Raw genomic sequence first — 16,080 nt, forward strand, 5'->3', positions numbered from 1 at the left:
CGATGACGGCCGATCGCGAGTATGATCGGGGAGGGTTGGAAGAAGGTGTTCGAGGTGTCGGCAAACGCAGCGCTCATCGGCGGGTTGATCGACGCCTGTCGCGAGGTGATCGCCGCCAATGCCGATCATCTTTCAGAACTCGACCGCGCGATCGGCGACGGAGATCATGGCACCAACATGCGTCGTGGGCTGGAAGCGGTCCATGTCGAGCGCAGCCGCCTCGTGCAGCTTGCCCTGCCGCGAGCACTGGAGGAGATCGGTCTCACGCTCGTGATGAGCGTCGGCGGCGCGGCCGGTCCGCTCTATGGAACGCTGCTGATCGAGATCGGCCGTCAGTTGTCCGGTGCTAGCGGACAAATCGACTTTGCACGCGCACTCGAGCGTGCCGTCGATGCCGTCGCCCGTCGTGGGCGGGCAAGCCCCGGCGACAAAACGCTGCTCGACGTGCTTTACCCGGTGCATGGCGAAGTGGTAAGGCGCGCGGGATTGGCAGGCATCTGCGAAGTGGCGCAACGTGCGGCAAGCCTCACTACCGGCATGAGGGCAATGCGAGGGCGCGCCGCGTTTCTCGGAGATCGCTCGATCGGACATGTCGATCCCGGCGCGAAGAGCTGTGCGCTGCTGACGGCGGCGATCTGTCGTTTCTTGGAGGAGCAATGGCCGGCATGAACCCGAATTCCGCAAATGTCGGCATCGTCATCGTCTCGCATTCTCAGCTCGTGGCGGAGGGTACCGCCGACATGGTGCGCCAGATGGTTGGCGATTGCGTGCCGCTCGCTTGGTCGGGCGGCAACGCCGAAGGTGGGCTTGGTACGCATGCGGTCGATATAATGGCGGCGATCGAGCGGGCATGGTCGGATGCCGGGGTCGCCGTTTTCGTGGATCTCGGCGGGGCGGAGACCAACAGCGAAATGGCGATCGAAATGCTTGGAGAACCGCGCTCCGGAAAAGTGATCATTTGCAACGCGCCACTGGTCGAAGGGGCGGTTATGGCTGCGGCTGAAGCGTCTGGTGGCGCGGCTCTCGCCCGCGTCGTGGCGACTGCGGAGGAGCTGTCGCCGTGATGGACAACAGGCCGCGACGGGCAGCGCCGGAGGCAGTCGATACGCACGGTTATTGCCAGGCGGAGATTGAGGTGACGCACGGCTTCGGACTGCATGCCCGCCCGTCGGTCACTTTCACGAGACTCGCCAAGTCGTTTCCCTGCACCATCGAGATCGAGGTCAACGACAGCCACGTTTGGCTGAACGGCAAGAGCATCGTCAAGATCATGGGGGCGAGAATCCGAAGGGGTTCGATCCTGAAAATCCGAGCCAGGGGCTTACGCGCCGCCGAAGCGATCCATGCTCTCAAGGCGCTCGTCGAGCGCGATTTCGATGAAGATAAAAAGCATGGCTGAAACTCTTGAAATCACTGGGATCTCAGCCTCCCCCGGCGTGGGGGTCGGGCGTGTCCATCTCGCCGCCGATATTACGGCGGACGCGCTTGCGCTTGGCGAAACCCTGGCCGCGGAAAGCGACAAGCTGCGGCGCGCCGTCGCCACGGCCATCGCGGAGCTCGAAACTCTCGCGGATCGGTCGGACGAGGAGAGCACCGGCATCCTCGATTTCCAGATCGAGATGCTGCTCGATCCGGCTCTCGTCGAAATGGCCGAGGACCGGATCGTCGCCGGCGACAGCGCCGCTCTCGCCTGGTTCGGGGCGCTGGACGACTATATCGCCGGTATCGAGGAGGCGCCCGATGAGCAGCTCCGCGCACGCGCGATCGATATTGTCGACATCCGCAATCGCGTCCTCAGCGCGCTGACGGGCCGCCCGCTGGAGGACTTCGCGCCGGGTTCGGTTTTCGTCGGAAAGGATCTCGAGCCTAGCATCTTCCTTGCGCATGACTGGACCTCCGGCGGCGGCATCGTCCTCTTCGAAGGCAGCGTCTCCAGCCACGTGGCAATGCTCGCCCGCAGCCGTTCGGTACCAATGCTGGTGGCGACGGGGCGCTTCGCAGTCCCCGCCGGTGTGCGCTTGCTTGTCGATGCGAATGGCGGCCGAGCCGTAATCGCGCCCGAGGATGCGGATGTTCGCGAGGCGAAATCGAAGACGCCTGCAACAAAGCCGAGCGCCGCGCGTCGCGAGGGCGGAGTGATCGAAACCGCCGACGGCGTTGCGATCCGACTGTCCGCCATCATCAACGATCCGCTAGAGCTTAAGGCCGTTGATCCCGCGTCCTTCGCTGGCATCGGTCTGATGCGGACCGAATTTCTGGTGACTTCGCCTGCGGACGTCGTCGATGAGGAACGACATTACTTTATCTATCGGCACGCGCTGGAATGGGCCGGCGACGCGCCGGTGATCGTGCGCATGCTCGATCTCGGCGGCGACAAGACATTGCCGGGCCTCGGGGCCAGGAGAAGCGAATCCTTCATGGGCCTCAGGGGCATCCGGTTGCTCCTGGCGCGGCCGGAGCTTGCCCGCGCCCAGGCGCGCGCACTGCTGCGCGCCGCTGTGCACGGCGATCTCGGCGTCCTCTTGCCGATGGTGACGGTTCCGGACGAGCTCGATGCGATGCGGACGTTCTTCGAAGAGGAGCGCGCTGATCTCTCAGGGAGCGGAGTGGAGGCGCGCATGCCGGAGATCGGCATGATGGTGGAAGTTCCCGCGGCGGCGCTGATGCTCGAGCGCTTTTCGCGCTCCGCCTTCTTCTCCTTCGGAACGAATGATCTGGCGCAATATCTGATGGCTGCCGCAAGAGACGACCATAGCGTGGCCCCGCTTTACAACGCCGCCACGTCGGCGGTCTTAAGGGTGATCGCGCAGGGAATGGCGCTTGCCGAGACGATGAATAAGCCGATCGGCGTCTGCGGCGAGATGGCTTCCGACCCCCGGCATATACCGGCGCTCATGGCCGCGGGCCTTCGCCACTTCTCGGTGACGCCCAATCGCGCGGCGGATATACGATCTACAATCGGCGCCTTGTGTTCGGATGGTCGGACTGTGGCGGAGAGGAAATGAATGTCGCGCGGGACGGTTGAAGACGCCATCATCGCCTACAAGACGATTCTGGCGCAAATCATCGACAATCGGCCGTCGGGAACCCGTCAGCGGCTCGCCGCGGCGCTCGGCAAGCATCGCAGCTTCGTGACCCAGGTGACGAGTCCGACCTATTCAACCCCGCTGCCGGCGCGCCATCTCGCAACGATCTTCCGCGTCTGCCACTTCAGCCCGGGCGAGCAAGATCGTTTTCTTCAGGCCTATCAATCCGCACACCCTGGCAAGCTGCCGGATTTCGGAAGCACCGAGAAGCTGCGCCAGCTCTCCCTGATCGTTCCCGATCTCGGCGATGAAAAGAAGAACCGCCTGTTCGACGAAGCGATCGAAGAACTCGTACGGAACATGGCGAAACTGGTCGGAACGATGGATTAGAGGGTCGCGATGTGTTTCAGTACATCGATGCCCGCTGGCGGGATTATCTAAATTCGAGTCCGATTGAGCGTCGATTTCCGCGGGGCAGGAGAGCACGGCGTCGTGGGAGGGGCACGATGAAGAAATTCATGAACCGATCCGAGACGCTCGTCGCTGAAAGCCTTGCGGGTCTGGTTGCGGCCCACGAACGGCTAGTGACATTCGGGGCCGACGGGAAGTTCGTTCGCCGGCGCAGTTTGCGACCGGGCAAAGTCGCGCTCATTTCGGGCGGCGGCGCCGGGCACGAGCCGATGCATGTCGGCTTTGTCGGGAGAGGCATGCTGGACGCCGCGTGCACCGGACATGTCTTCACCTCTCCAACGCCGGATCAGATTATTGCCGCGATACGGGAAACGGACGGCGGCGAGGGATGTCTGCTCATCGTCAAGAACTATGACGGCGACGTCATGAATTTCGAGATGGCCGCCGAACTCGCCGCGACTGAGCACCGGATCGCCACCGTCGTGGTGCGCGACGACGTCGATCCCGGCGGGTCGACGCGCAGCCAGGACAGGAGAGGCGTTGCGGGAACGATCGTGGTGGAGAAGCTGCTCGGGGCGGCGGCGGAGGCCGGCTGGGGGCTCGACGCACTGTGCACGCTTGCCGACGACCTGAACGGCCGCATCCGCACCATGGGGGTGTCGCTGCGCGGTGTGACCGTACCCGACACGGAGCGGGAGACCTTCGTGCTCAGCGAAAACGAAATGGAAGTGGGCGTCGGAATTCACGGGGAGCCGGGCCGCGCACGGGTAAAATTCGCGGCCGCCGACGAAATCGTGGAAACGATGCTCGAGTCAATCCTGAGCGATTTAGCACCGCCCCGGGGCGAGGGGCTGCTCCTCTTCATCAACGGCTTCGGTGGCACGCCGGTATCGGAACTGTATCTCGCTTACCATTCCGCCCGAGCGCGGCTCCACAGCTTGGGCATCACGGTTGCCCGTTCGCTGGTCGGAACCTATGTCACCTCTCTGGACATGGCAGGCCTCTCAATCACCGTTGCGCGTCTCGAGGAACGAGAGCTTTCGCTGTGGGATGCGCCGGTCGACACCGCGGTGCTGCGCTGGGGAGGCTGATCGTTAATCAGCTGCCGATGCGGTTCCTCCAAATTGGTCGCTAGCGCTCACAAGCGCGGCATGCGTCCGGCTGCCACGGCGGCCGTGCAGCCGATGCGCTAGATGGCCGACACCCCCGACAGCCAATGCGGTCAGAGCCATTGTCGCCAGAAGCACCGCGGTGCCCCGAAACAACCCCTGGTAGCCTGCACCCGAAATCGCTGGCGTGCTGAGGAGGGGAGAACAGAACTGTCCGATGAACACCGAAGCGGTCAGAATGCCGCCGGCAAGCCCTCGCCGCTCGGCAGGTACGAGATTAAGCACGAGGGCTACAAAGGTCGGCGAAACGAGCGCATAGCCCGCACCGATCAACGCAGCTCCGGCGAAAACCTTTGCGGCGGCCTCCGAAACGGTCAGGAGGAAAAAGCCAGAAGCCATGGCTGCATAGCCGAAAGCGAAGACACCGACATAGCCGACACCCCGTCGAACTCGTGGATAGAGGAGCGCGAAGCAGCCGCCGGTCAGCATCAGCAGGGCCAGGGACGATCCGGTCATGACGGCACTGTTCTCGCCGTACGCATCGAGGAAGAACGGCAACTGCGTCGGCACGATGAAGAAGAGCATGTTCGTCAGGGCCTGAAGGAACACCAGTGCCATAAAGAGCAAGCGCCAGGTGGGAGATCCATCGGCCCCGTTGATCATATCGGCTGCCTGTTTGGGCGAGGGCCGGGCGGTGTCGACGATCACCTTCCACATCAAGGGCAGGACCACGATGGGCAGGCAATAGATCGCGAAAGGCAGACGCGGTGACACGAGCGCAGCCCATCCGGCCAACGAGATGAAGAGAAGTCCACCGAAGTTTCGCGCCGATATCTGCAAGCCGGTCAGCGCGCTTCGGGCGGTGCCGGAGAAATAATCTCCGATCAGCGCAGTCTGTGCCGTCATGATGAGGGCGACGGCGACCCCGAGAACAAGCCGGCTGACGAAGATCGTCCGGAGATCCGGCAGGAAAAGCCCGCAGCTTCCGGCGACCACAAACAGCATGACGCCGCCCAGCAACAGCCGACGCCGCCCGAACCGGTCGGCCGCGAGTCCCGCAAAAGGGGCGCAGAAAGCGACGCACAGCGAAGGCGCAGGCACAAGCAGGCGCGTCAGGATCGCCGCGTTCGGATCCTCCGCGAACAGGCGCTGAAGTCCCGGCAGGGCCGGACTGATGGTCGCGTTCGCCATCGTGGTCAACATTGCCGCCATCAAAAGCGCGATCGCCCGTTCGTCCCGCCAGATCGCTTTCTTCTTTCCAATTTCCAAGCCTTCCATAGCCTTTCCTCTTGCTGAAAGCAGTCAACTCGGAGCACACTGCCACTTCAAGTCAACTTGAGGTCAAGCATGAAATTTCTCGACATCGGCGAAGTCGCGGAACGCACTGGCATCTCGCCATCGGCACTGCGCTACTATGAGGAAATCAAATTGATCCGCTCCGTTGGCCGGCATGGCCTGCGTCGCCAGTTCGATGCGGACGTCCTCCTGAAACTCTCACTCATCGATCTCGGGAGATTGGCCGGCTTTTCCCTGGCAGAGATCGCTCAGATGTTCGGGCAGGATGGTCAACTCCATCTTCCCCGCGCTGATCTGCACGCCAAGGCAGACGAACTAGAGCGGCAAATCGCGAATCTGCGCGTATTGCGGGATGCACTTCGACATGTAGCCGATTGCTCCGCTCCGACGCACCTCGAATGCCCGAGTTTCCGCAAGCTCATGAAGGCAGCGTCGAGCAGGCAGATAGCGGACCGGCGGTCTCGGAAACGGGCGGCCAACAGTGTGAGAATTCCTCATGACTAGGCACGACCCTTCCCGTAGGAGTGCCGGAACGTCAGAGATGATCCGGCCACTCGTTCGTCTTGCCGCTGCCGGTGGGATACAAATAGCTATTGCCTTCAGGTAAGCCTTGGCGAAGACCGCGTGGGAGGGAAGAACAGGTCTTCTTGCTGGGAACAAAGGGCGCGTCCGATACGTTGAATGCGGCCTAGGTACGAGGCGGCACCTTTGGGATAGCCCAATACTCCGGCAAGGTCGATGACCCTTGAATGCCCAAAAGGGGCCCTTTTTTCTATGTCGAATATCGAAGAATTTCCGCTGACCGGCCGCCTGTTGAGCGAATATGAGGCGCTTGTCACCGCAGCCCCCGGCGTGCTCGACGCGATACCGGGAGCCGTCTACGTCTGTGACCACGAGGGATGGCTCGTTCGCTATAACTCTGAAGCCGCCGAGCTTTGGGGAAGACGGCCATCGCTCGATGAGCCAAGGGAGCGGTTTTGTGGTTCCCACCGTCTTTTCCTCCCGGACGGTTCTCCCCTGCCGCACGCGGAGTGCCCCATGGCCCAGGCCATGAGGAGCGGCGTCGCTACGCGAAATGCCGAAGTGATGATCGAGCGGCCTGACGGCTCCCGCATCGTGGCACTCGTCAACATTCGCCCGCTTATCGGCCGCCGGGGTGAAATCCAGGGGGCGATCAATTGCTTCCAAGATATCTCAGAGCAGAAGAAGATCGAAGAGGAAGTCCGTCGCAAGAGCAAGGACCTTGAGGATTTCTTTGAAAACAGCGCCATCGGTTTGCACATTGTGAGCGGCGCGGGGATTATCCTGAGAGCCAACAAAGCAGAACTGGAGCTCTTGGGATACGAGCCGGAGGAGTATGTCGGCCGCCACATAGCCGAGTTTCACGCAGATGCGCCCATCATCGGCGAGATCCTTCAGCGGCTGTCCTGTGGCGAAAAACTCGATCGCTATCCCGCGCGCCTGCGCGCAAAGGATGGCTCGATCAAGCACGTCCTGATCACCTCCAACAGTCGCTTGGAGGACGGAAAGTTCGTCAATACGCGGTGCTTTACCACCGACGTCACGGGCCTCTACGAGTCCGAGTCCGCCCGGCGGGAGAGTGAGGAGCGTCTGGCGGCGACATATCAGGCGGCCACGATCGGGATAGCGGAGGCTGATGCGGACGGGCGCCTGCTTCGTGTAAACGATGCATTCTGCGCCATGCTCGGCCACTCGCGCGAACAGCTCCTGACCATGACCTTTCTCGACTATGCGCACGAAGATGACCGCGAGCAGGATGCCCGTTTGTATGGGCAGCAGGTCAGGGGGGAAATCGACAACTATGCGGTTCGCAAGCGCGCCGTAAAGGGTGACGGTACCACGGTCTATCTTGATGTTTACAGTTCGTCTGTGCGCGACTGCACCGGACGCTTCCGCTATGGTGTGCGCGTTCTCCTGGACGTAACCGAAGCCAAGCACATGGATGACCGGCTTCGCGAACGTGAACAGCGCATGCGCGATTTGCTCGAAGCGCTTCCCGCCGCCATCTACACCACGGACGCCGAGGGCCACATCACCTTCTTTAACAAAGCGGCCGTGGATATGGCTGGCCGCACCCCACAGGTCGGAGACAAGTGGTGTGTCAGTTGGCGTCTTTATAGACCCGACGGGAGTTATCTGCCGCACGACCAATGCCCGATGGCGGTAGCGTTGAGGGAAGATCGGCCGGTCCGCGGTGAAGAAGCTGTTGCCGAACGGCCTGACGGTACGCGGGTGCCGTTCGTTCCTTATCCCACTCCGCTGCATGACGACAGCGGCAAGCTCGTCGGCGCTGTGAACATGCTGATGGACATCTCGGATCGCAAGAAAGCCGAGGCGTATGAGGAACGGCTCGCGTCAATCGTCAAATCCTCGGACGACGCCATCATCAGCATGGACGCGCAGGGTGTCATACAGACATGGAATAAGGGCGCACAACGCCTGTTCGGCTATGAGGCAGAAGAGATCATCGGCCAACCTGTGAGCGCACTCTACCCGCCTGACCGCCGGGAAGAGGAGCTTGTCATTCTCGATCGAATCAAGAGTGGTGAACACATCGAAAGCTACGAGACGATGCGGCTGCGAAAGGACGGAAGCCTGATCGACATTTCCCTGACGGTTTCCCCCTTGAGAGACCGCCGGGGCTGCGTCGTCGGAGCGTCGAAGATCGCTCGCGATGTTACTGAGAGGCGTCGCAATGAAGAGCGCCGCAAGCTGATGGTCAATGAACTGAACCATCGGGTGAAGAACACGCTCGCCACGGTTCAGTCTCTGGCTGCGCAAACCTTCCGCGGCGAAAACGGGAACCCGGCTCGCAGACGATTCGAAAGTCGGCTCGTAGCTTTGGCCAGGGCACATGACCTGCTCACACGCGAAAGCTGGGAAGGGGTGGACATTCAGGAACTCCTCCAGGAGGTGATCAACCCTCTCTGCGTCGAACCGCAGCGCGTCCACGCGTCCGGGCCGCCGCTCCTGCTAAGGCCAAAATTGGCGCTTGCGCTTTCCATGGCCTTTCATGAGCTTTGCACCAACGCCGCAAAATACGGCGCACTCACGACGGACGAGGGTCGAATCAAGATCGAGTGGCTTGTCGGCGGAGGGGACGGTGAACATTACCTGTATATGCGATGGCAGGAGATTGCCGGTCCGGCCGTCGAGCCCCCGAGCCGGAAAGGGTTTGGCACCCGTCTGCTTGAGAGGGCCTTGGCGCTGGAACTCGGTGGAGAGGTCAATCTTTCGTTTGCGCCGGGGGGCGTGATCTTCACAATCGAAGCGCCACTCATATGAGATGTTGCGCTGAATGATCCCTTCTCTTGTTTTGTCCAGGCCGGTGAGCTGAAAGAATGAGAAAACTTCGCGTTCTCGTCGTGGAGGACGAGTCACTGATCGCTATGTTGGTCGAAGATATGCTCAATGACCTCGGGCATGAGGTCGGGGCCATAGCCTCTCGGATAACGGAGGCACTTGAGATTGCACGGAGCGGGCAGTTCGACGTCGCCATCATCGACGTCAACTTGGATGGTCAGTCAAGCTATTCCGTGGCCGACGTTCTGTCGGAGCGAGGTGTGCCCTACATCTTCGCCACTGGCTACGGTAGCAAAGGTCTCGATCCAAAATACTCCGACACGCCTGTGCTGACGAAACCGTTTGTGGGTGCTGAACTGGAGACCGCCCTCTCACAGATTTCAAGCCCTGTTTAGCAGTGTGTGGAGCGCTTCTTGGTGGTTCCTGGAGGCGTCAGTAAGGGGCCATTCATCGCGCGTCCCTCATGCGGTTCCGGCCGATTTTTGATGACCTCCCTGGCCGCCTTGTCGAGACACTACCGATCCCGCTCCGCAGCGGCGCGAGCGTGATGGAGAACCATCGGGGAGCGCAGCCATGCAACCCGACCCGCCCGGGCCACGCCGAGAAAACCGAACCGCAAGGGGGCCTAGATGCCCTTGAACATCGATCGAGTCGAAGCGGCGGCTGCGACCATCAATCGGATCTTCATCAACACGCCGCAGTTGCCATCATTCCCTCCCATCGAGGAAGAACCGCACCATCTGGGACGAGGCATCCGGACCATGCGGATCTGTATACGTTCCAGCGGAATGGCCGCCGGACCAGGCATGGCCGACCCCGTCCACCAGCCAATATTCGACAGCCGGCCTTCCCGCAGAGTCCGCGACAATGGTTCTTGCATAGGTCCGCCCGCTGCCGGATCGGCCGGATTCCTTCCGGACGGTCCAACCCGCGCCAGTTGGCATAGCCGCCGCGACGATCCGATCGGCGTTGGAGGGATGTACCGTCCGATCCGCATTTCCTTGGAAGACGATCGTCCGGAGTCGGTGCCCATCGGCGTGCCGCTTCGGACGGGATGCAACACCGCCTTCGCCGCGCATCGCGGAGAAAGCTGACAGGACGTCGTTGGCCGACCCGTAGGCCAGGCCGGAATGGATCCCCGCGGCTGAATAGAGATCGGGATAGGTCTCGCCCATGACCGCCGCCATTGCGCCCCCTGCTGACAGGCCTGCCACGAAGACTCGGTCGCGATCGAGGCCGAATTCCGACATGACCTCCATCGTGATTCCCGCAATGATCGAGGGTTCCCCCACTTCGCGCATCTGGTCGGCCGGATTGAACCAGTTCCAGCAGGACGACGCATTGTTAGCCGCGCTTTGACCGGGATAGGCAACCACCAGGCCATGCGTCTCGGCGACCACGTTCATGCCGGTTCCTGCAGCAAAGTCTTCGGGATCCTGCTTGCAGCCATGAAGCATGATGACAAGGCCGCGCGGCCGATCGGGTGCGGACGCTGGAATGTAGAGCCTGTAGCTTCGCGAGCCCGCGGGGCAGGTGAAGAAGCGGGCCTGAAACTGTGCCCCGTCCGGCACGACTGCCGGGGGGGCCTCTTTTGCCAATCCCGGCAGGCCGACGCCCTGTAGCGATCCGAACACGCCGGATGGCAATCGACTCTCGCGCAAGATCCGTACCGCTTCTCCCAAGGGTTTCCGCAATCTTCGCTGCGCGGCGAAATCGCCTACCTTTTCGGCGGGCTCTTCCGCCTCAGGCTTTGCCAGTGGCTCGATGACCTCCGCGTCCGGGACGACCGGAAAGGGGGTGGAGCGCTGATTTGGCGGCGGTGGTGTGATGTCCGGTGTCGGGGTGCGAATAGCGGAGCCCGATCGACCGGCCAGCGCATCTTGGATCACGCGCGTCGCCTCGGCGATGTTCAAGGCGCGCGTGGACCGTAGCGCATGCCGCATGGCCGTCGCAAAATCGTTGTTCATGGAGTTGTCCTTGTTGGTCGGGCCGCAGTTCTATCGGATGCGTTCGGCCAGCGCTGCTTTCAGCTCGGTGCTGGCTTGGAGGGCGCCGAGCACGGTGATGGATTCAATTGTTGCCAGAGCAAGTTCCGGTGTGACGTCGGGCGCGATGCGGGCAAGTCCGACCACTTTGATGTGAAGTCTCTCGCCGGCCGCCTTCAGCAATTCCAGATCGGCTCTGCTATAGTCACGCAATCCCAACTCAAGCGTGTGCCGAACGACCGACTGCCTGACGGCCTCGGCCTCGGCTGCGAGCTGGTTGCGGATCGCTGTGCGGATGAAGTCGGTGCGATTGGAATAGAATCCTTCCTGCACGAGAAGGTCTATGCGCCCAAGATCGACATAACCGAGATTGATGGTGATCTTCTCCGATTCACCGCCCTTTTCGCGTAAGTCTTTCATGTAGTATCCACCTTCACACCATCCACCTGGATGGTATATGGATGGTGCGTTGGTCCGTTGCAAGAGCCTTATTGTTTGCTGGCGAGATAATTGCGATCAGCCTCGAAGACTCCGTTAGGTTTGCACGCTCGCAGCATCCCAACGGTTTCAGCTCTGCGGGTCTGCTTCGGGCCATAAGCTGCCGCGGCGTCCTTGCCGTTTGCGCTTGGCGCTGTCATTGGGAGCTCCGCGGCCAGCTGTTAGCCCAAACCTTCCGTCCTGAGCGTTGTGCGGACGGCCGCGGCTTGGATGCGCTCGGCATACACAGACAACTTGTATGGAAGCTCGCGAGGCGCGGACGAAGGACTGACGGTTCGATTCTCTTCAAGCGAGGGGTTGATATTCACCCGGGTGGCATGAGTCTCCCGACGATACCCGGGCGAGCTGTGATTCAGTCGGGAACCACGACGAGCTTGCCAACGAATTTTTTCGCCATGAAATCACATTGCGCGCGCTGAAATTCCGACAAGGTGTAAACGCCGCCGACGAGTGGGCGAATCTTCTTGTCCTCGATGTAACGCACCAGCCGGCGGAAATCGGCACGACTGCCCTGGCTCGATCCGTGTAGTTCCAATTGCTTCAGATACATCGTCCTGAGATCGAGCTGCACGATGGGCCCCGCTATGGCACCGGCGGTGGTGTAGCGCCCTTCCGGACGCAGGACCTTCAAAAGATCGTTGAAAAGGGGCCCGCCGACAAGGTCGGCGACGACGTCGATCGGCCGGCCTCCGCTCGCCGCTTGCACGGCCCCAGCGAGATCTCCGTCGCCACGGGTCACGACGGCTTCGGCGCCGATCGCAAGCGTGGCGGCTTCCTTGCCGGGGCCGGCGACGGCGATCGGAACGGCGCCGCGGGCGCGAGCGAGCTGGATGATCGCCGAGCCGACGCCGCCGGAGGCGCCGGTCACCAGGATGCGCTCGCCAGCCGCAAGCCGCGCCCGTTCAAGCATGCGTTCGCCGGTGAGATAGGCGCAGCAGAACGTTGCAAGCTCGATGTCGGTCAGCTCGGTCGCCACCACATGGGCGTTTTCCGACGGCAGCGCCATGTATTCGGCATAGCCGCCGTCGCGTCCGTGGCCCATGTAGTCGATGTCGGCGAGGCTATCGTCCTCGCGATTGTAGATCGAGAAATCGACCATTACGCGATCACCGATGCGAGTCTTGTCGACGCCTTCGCCGACGGCAACGATGTGACCCACCGTGTCTGCGCCCTGGATGCGTGGAAAACTAAGCGTGTTGCCGTGGCGCCGCCAGGTCGAGACGGCGGACGGGTCGTCCTCGGTGCCGTAGGCGCCTTCGCGTACCCAGACGTCGGTGTTGTTCATGCCGCATGCAGAGACTTTGATCAGGACTTCGCCGGCAGCGGGAGCCGGTACGGCGACCTCGCGACTGTAGACGAGCTTGTCCAACCCGCCGTGCCCGGTCAGAAGCACGGCCGCCATGGTTTTCGGAACGGAAGGGACCATGGTTTTGCCCCCTCAGCGGCCGAGGACGGATTGGATCGCATCGGCTGTCGCCTCGACGATGATGTCGGCCTCCTCCCGCGTCAGGCAGAGCGGCGGAGCGAAGCCGAGGATGTCACCCTGCGGCATGGCACGACCGATGACGCCGCGCTCGAGGAGCGCCGCCGCTATCTGCGGCCCGATCTTGCGGCCGGGATCGAAGAACTTGCGATCATCGCGGTCTTCGACGAATTCGACCGCTGCCATAAGCCCGTCGCCGCGGACTTCGCCGACATGGCGATGGTCGCCAATGGCCCTTTGCAGTTCTGCCCGGAAATAGGCGCCCGTTGAACCGGCATTCTCGACGATGCCGAGTTCGTCGATCAGCTCGAGATTGGCGATACCGGCCGCGGCGCAGATCGGGTGCGCCGCATAGGTCCAGCCATGGCCGATGGCGCCAAGCTCGTCCGAGCCCTTCACCAGCACCTGCCAGACCTTCTCGGAGACGATTGTGCCGGAGAGCGGCGCATAGGCCGAAGTCAGCCCCTTGGCGATGGTGATGAGATCCGGCTTGATGCCATAGTGATCCGAGCCGAACATGGTGCCGAGACGGCCGAAGCCGGTCACGACCTCGTCGGCGACCAGCAGGATGTCGTATTTCTGAAGCACCGCCTGAATCTTCTGCCAGTAGCCCTTCGGCGGCGGCACGATGCCACCGGTGCCGAGGATCGGTTCGCCGACGAAGGCAGCGACGGTGTCAGGCCCTTCGGCGAGGACCATCTCCTCCAGCTTGTCCGCGCAATAGTGCGAGAACTGCTCCTCGCTGGTGGAGCGATCAGCACGGCGGAAGAAATAGGGCGCCTCCGTGTGCAGGATCGGGGCACGCGGCAGGTCGAAGGCGTTGTGAAAGAGATGAAGGCCCGTCAGTGAACCGGTCATCACGCCCGAGCCGTGATAGCCGCGCCAGCGCGAGATGATCTTCTTCTTCTCCGGACGGCCGAGAATGTTGTTGTAGTACCAGATCAGCTTGATGTTTGTTTCGTTGGCGTCCGACCCGGAAAGCCCGAAATAGACGCGGCTCATGCCCTCCGGCGCACGGTCGATGATCATCTTCGCAAGCCGGATCGAGGCTTCCGTGCCGTGGCCGACATAGGCGTGATAATAGGCGAGGTTCCTTGCCTGCTCGGCGATCGCCTCGGCGATCTTCCTGCGGCCGTAGCCGACATTGACGCAGTAGAGCCCGGCAAAGGCGTCGAGGCTGCGCTTGCCCGCAATGTCGGTGATGTAGACGCCATCGCCGCCCCCGACGACCCTCGTCGGGCTCTCGCCGCGCGCATGCATCCCCATGTGCGTCGAGGGGTGGAAGAAGTGGTCTCGGTCCCAGGCGGTGAGTTCGTTGCTTCTTTCGAGCATGGTCATTCCTTTCGTCAAGTCGGTCAGGCGGCGGTGTCGATGCAGAGATATTTGAGCTCGGTGAATGCCTCCATGCCGTGGCGGGAACCCTCGCGGCCGAGGCCGGACTGCTTCCATCCGCCAAAGGGGATCGGTCCTCCGGTGATCCTCACCCGGTTGATCGCCACCATTCCATATTCGAGCGCGCGGGCAAGCCGTAGCTGCCGGGCGCCGTTTTCGGTGACGACATAGGCGACGAGCCCGTATTCGGTGTCGTTCGCCCGCGCGACCACCTCGTCTTCGCGGTCGAAGGCGGTGACGGCGGCAATGGGGCCGAATGTTTCCTCACGCATAATGCGCGCCTCGTCCGGCACATCGGTCAGCAGGGTGGGCTCAAAGAACAGCGGCCCAGCCGGATGGCGCCTGCCGCCCAGCGCAAGCCTGGCGCCCCGCTTCAGGGCGTCCTCGACCTGCTCCTCGACCTTGGCGACGGCGCGCTCATGCATCAGCGGACCGATTTGCGTGCCCGCATCGATCCCTGGTCCGACCTTCAGGCGGGCGATCCGGGCGGTGAAAGCCTCCTCAAAAGCTGCGAGGATCGGCCGCTCGACATAGATACGGTTGGCCGCAAGGCAATCCTGCCCGGAGGTCGCGAATTTCGCCGCGGTCGCGATATCGGCCGCCTTCTCCACATCGGCATCCGCAAAGACGATCAGCGGAGCGTGACCGCCGAGCTCCATGGTCAGCCTTTTCATCGTCGGGGCGCACTGCGCCGCGATCAGCCTGCCGATCTCCGTGGAGCCCGTGAAGCTCATGGCGCGCACCCGCGCATCCTCGCACATGCGACCGACGATCATTGCGGCCTTGCCGGTGACGACATTAAAGACGCCAGCAGGCAGGCCGGCGCGCTCGCCGAGTTCGGCAAGCGCCAAGGCGGAAAGCGGCGTCTCGGAGGAGGGGTGTGCGACCACGGTGCAGCCGGCCGCCAGCGCCGCAGAAGCCTTGCGGGTAATCATCGCGGAGGGAAAGTTCCATGGCGTAACGACGCCAACGACCCCGAGCGCCTCTCGGCGCACGATCATCTCGGCGCCCGCAAGATGGCTTGTCACGCTCTCGGCGTTGAGCCGCTTTCCCTCTTCGGCGTACCACTCGATGAAAGAAGCCGCATAGTCGATCTCGCCGCGCGACTCCGCCAACGGCTTGCCCTGTTCGAGCGTCATCAAAAGGGCAAGGTCTTCGCGAGCGGCAAGCATCAGTTCATACCATCTGCGCAGGATGGCAGCACGCGCCTGGGGCGGCATATCGCGCCACGTCCTGAATGCCTTTTCCGCTGCCTCAATCGCTTCGGAGGCCTGGCCCGCGTCGAGCGAAGCGACGAAGGCGAGGGCGGAGCCGCTCGCCGGGTCCCGCACCCCCAGACACTTGCCCTCGCGCCCAGCAATCCAGCGGCCGCCGACATAGGCGAGTTCCCGCAGCAATTGCCGGTCTTTCAGCTGCTTCAACGCTTCGTGAAAGTCAGTGCGGGCAAAGGCGGCGGTCATGTCCATGTCTCCTCGTCTCCTCGCAAGTTGCGAAGAGATTACGCACTGTTGCCGCGAGAGATTGTCCAATCAGCCGCTTGACGGGAGAGACTTTGA

Annotated in this window: 15 protein-coding genes; 9 read left to right on the forward strand and 6 right to left on the reverse strand. The window is 62.4% G+C overall.

Translation table 11 applies throughout. The features are described 5' to 3' along the window. The first annotated feature begins 21 nt into the window (after positions 1–21). From dhaL to dhaK, 6 genes are all read left to right on the forward strand, one after another. Entirely contained in the window at positions 22–669 is a 648-nt protein-coding gene (gene dhaL / locus J2Z31_RS06075; RefSeq protein ID WP_209600950.1) for a dihydroxyacetone kinase subunit DhaL, read from the forward strand. Next, positions 666–1,064, forward strand: a complete 399-nt coding sequence (gene dhaM, locus J2Z31_RS06080) for a dihydroxyacetone kinase phosphoryl donor subunit DhaM (RefSeq protein WP_209600951.1) — start codon at positions 666–668, stop codon at positions 1,062–1,064. Before dhaL ends, dhaM begins: the two co-directional genes overlap by 4 nt. Next, complete coding sequence (locus tag J2Z31_RS06085) at positions 1,064–1,399, forward strand: HPr family phosphocarrier protein (protein WP_209601088.1); 336 nt, start codon at positions 1,064–1,066, stop codon at positions 1,397–1,399. The genes dhaM and J2Z31_RS06085 overlap by 1 nt, the downstream gene beginning before the upstream one ends. Next, positions 1,392–3,005 (forward strand): putative PEP-binding protein, encoded by a 1,614-nt coding sequence (locus J2Z31_RS06090; protein ID WP_209600952.1) that lies wholly within the window; start codon positions 1,392–1,394, stop codon positions 3,003–3,005. Before J2Z31_RS06085 ends, J2Z31_RS06090 begins: the two co-directional genes overlap by 8 nt. Beyond that, positions 3,006–3,416 (forward strand): hypothetical protein, encoded by a 411-nt coding sequence (locus J2Z31_RS06095; protein WP_209600953.1) that lies wholly within the window; start codon positions 3,006–3,008, stop codon positions 3,414–3,416. A 116-nt stretch (positions 3,417–3,532) separates the two neighbouring features. Next, positions 3,533–4,528 (forward strand): dihydroxyacetone kinase subunit DhaK, encoded by a 996-nt coding sequence (gene dhaK, locus J2Z31_RS06100; RefSeq protein WP_209600954.1) that lies wholly within the window; start codon positions 3,533–3,535, stop codon positions 4,526–4,528. A gap of 3 nt (positions 4,529–4,531) precedes the next feature. Here the strand turns inward: dhaK and J2Z31_RS06105 are convergent, their stop codons facing one another. After that, entirely contained in the window at positions 4,532–5,824 is a 1,293-nt protein-coding gene (locus J2Z31_RS06105) for an MFS transporter (protein ID WP_209600955.1), read from the reverse strand. 69 nt (positions 5,825–5,893) lie between these two features. Between J2Z31_RS06105 and J2Z31_RS06110 the strand changes: the two genes are divergently transcribed. The 3 genes from J2Z31_RS06110 (at position 5,894) to J2Z31_RS06120 (ending at position 9,561) form a co-directional block, all read left to right on the forward strand. Then, positions 5,894–6,346, forward strand: a complete 453-nt coding sequence (locus J2Z31_RS06110; protein ID WP_209600956.1) for a helix-turn-helix domain-containing protein — start codon at positions 5,894–5,896, stop codon at positions 6,344–6,346. A 270-nt stretch (positions 6,347–6,616) separates the two neighbouring features. Further along, positions 6,617–9,148 (forward strand): PAS domain S-box protein, encoded by a 2,532-nt coding sequence (locus J2Z31_RS06115; protein ID WP_209600957.1) that lies wholly within the window; start codon positions 6,617–6,619, stop codon positions 9,146–9,148. A 56-nt stretch (positions 9,149–9,204) separates the two neighbouring features. Then, positions 9,205–9,561 (forward strand): response regulator, encoded by a 357-nt coding sequence (locus tag J2Z31_RS06120; protein WP_209600958.1) that lies wholly within the window; start codon positions 9,205–9,207, stop codon positions 9,559–9,561. 312 nt (positions 9,562–9,873) lie between these two features. Here the strand turns inward: J2Z31_RS06120 and J2Z31_RS06125 are convergent, their stop codons facing one another. The 5 genes from J2Z31_RS06125 to J2Z31_RS06145 form a co-directional block, all read right to left on the reverse strand. After that, entirely contained in the window at positions 9,874–11,133 is a 1,260-nt protein-coding gene (locus J2Z31_RS06125) for an extracellular catalytic domain type 1 short-chain-length polyhydroxyalkanoate depolymerase (protein ID WP_209600959.1), read from the reverse strand. A 30-nt stretch (positions 11,134–11,163) separates the two neighbouring features. Then, the gene (locus J2Z31_RS06130) at positions 11,164–11,571 is read right to left on the reverse strand and encodes a CopG family transcriptional regulator (RefSeq protein ID WP_209600960.1); all 408 of its coding nucleotides are present in this window, start codon (positions 11,569–11,571) and stop codon (positions 11,164–11,166) included. A gap of 430 nt (positions 11,572–12,001) precedes the next feature. Further along, the gene (locus tag J2Z31_RS06135; RefSeq protein WP_209600961.1) at positions 12,002–13,075 is read right to left on the reverse strand and encodes an alcohol dehydrogenase family protein; all 1,074 of its coding nucleotides are present in this window, start codon (positions 13,073–13,075) and stop codon (positions 12,002–12,004) included. A 12-nt stretch (positions 13,076–13,087) separates the two neighbouring features. Then, on the reverse strand, positions 13,088–14,464 hold the full coding sequence (locus tag J2Z31_RS06140) for an aspartate aminotransferase family protein (protein ID WP_209600962.1): 1,377 nt from the start codon (positions 14,462–14,464) through the stop codon (positions 13,088–13,090). 23 nt (positions 14,465–14,487) lie between these two features. Beyond that, positions 14,488–15,984: an NAD-dependent succinate-semialdehyde dehydrogenase gene (locus tag J2Z31_RS06145; RefSeq protein WP_209601089.1), complete on the reverse strand. Its 1,497-nt coding sequence runs from the start codon at positions 15,982–15,984 to the stop codon at positions 14,488–14,490. Between the last annotated feature and the right edge of the window lie 96 nt (positions 15,985–16,080).

Origin of the sequence: Sinorhizobium kostiense, from assembly GCF_017874595.1 — a bacterium.
Taxonomy (GTDB): Bacteria; Pseudomonadota; Alphaproteobacteria; order Rhizobiales; family Rhizobiaceae; genus Sinorhizobium; species Sinorhizobium kostiense.

What these genes read in the sequence shown, in the direction of transcription:
- J2Z31_RS06140 (WP_209600962.1), bottom strand. Translation starts at nt 14,464, where the DNA reads ATGCTCGAAAGAAGCAACGAACTCACCGCCTGGGACCGAGACCACTTC.
- J2Z31_RS06085 (WP_209601088.1), top strand. Translation starts at nt 1,064, where the DNA reads ATGGACAACAGGCCGCGACGGGCAGCGCCGGAGGCAGTCGATACGCAC.
- J2Z31_RS06090 (WP_209600952.1), top strand. Translation starts at nt 1,392, where the DNA reads ATGGCTGAAACTCTTGAAATCACTGGGATCTCAGCCTCCCCCGGCGTG.
- J2Z31_RS06120 (WP_209600958.1), top strand. Translation starts at nt 9,205, where the DNA reads ATGAGAAAACTTCGCGTTCTCGTCGTGGAGGACGAGTCACTGATCGCT.
- J2Z31_RS06095 (WP_209600953.1), top strand. Translation starts at nt 3,006, where the DNA reads ATGTCGCGCGGGACGGTTGAAGACGCCATCATCGCCTACAAGACGATT.
- J2Z31_RS06135 (WP_209600961.1), bottom strand. Translation starts at nt 13,075, where the DNA reads ATGGTCCCTTCCGTTCCGAAAACCATGGCGGCCGTGCTTCTGACCGGG.
- J2Z31_RS06145 (WP_209601089.1), bottom strand. Translation starts at nt 15,984, where the DNA reads ATGACCGCCGCCTTTGCCCGCACTGACTTTCACGAAGCGTTGAAGCAG.
- J2Z31_RS06130 (WP_209600960.1), bottom strand. Translation starts at nt 11,571, where the DNA reads ATGAAAGACTTACGCGAAAAGGGCGGTGAATCGGAGAAGATCACCATC.
- dhaK (WP_209600954.1), top strand. Translation starts at nt 3,533, where the DNA reads ATGAAGAAATTCATGAACCGATCCGAGACGCTCGTCGCTGAAAGCCTT.
- J2Z31_RS06110 (WP_209600956.1), top strand. Translation starts at nt 5,894, where the DNA reads ATGAAATTTCTCGACATCGGCGAAGTCGCGGAACGCACTGGCATCTCG.
- J2Z31_RS06115 (WP_209600957.1), top strand. Translation starts at nt 6,617, where the DNA reads ATGTCGAATATCGAAGAATTTCCGCTGACCGGCCGCCTGTTGAGCGAA.
- J2Z31_RS06105 (WP_209600955.1), bottom strand. Translation starts at nt 5,824, where the DNA reads ATGGAAGGCTTGGAAATTGGAAAGAAGAAAGCGATCTGGCGGGACGAA.
- dhaL (WP_209600950.1), top strand. Translation starts at nt 22, where the DNA reads ATGATCGGGGAGGGTTGGAAGAAGGTGTTCGAGGTGTCGGCAAACGCA.
- dhaM (WP_209600951.1), top strand. Translation starts at nt 666, where the DNA reads ATGAACCCGAATTCCGCAAATGTCGGCATCGTCATCGTCTCGCATTCT.
- J2Z31_RS06125 (WP_209600959.1), bottom strand. Translation starts at nt 11,133, where the DNA reads ATGAACAACGATTTTGCGACGGCCATGCGGCATGCGCTACGGTCCACG.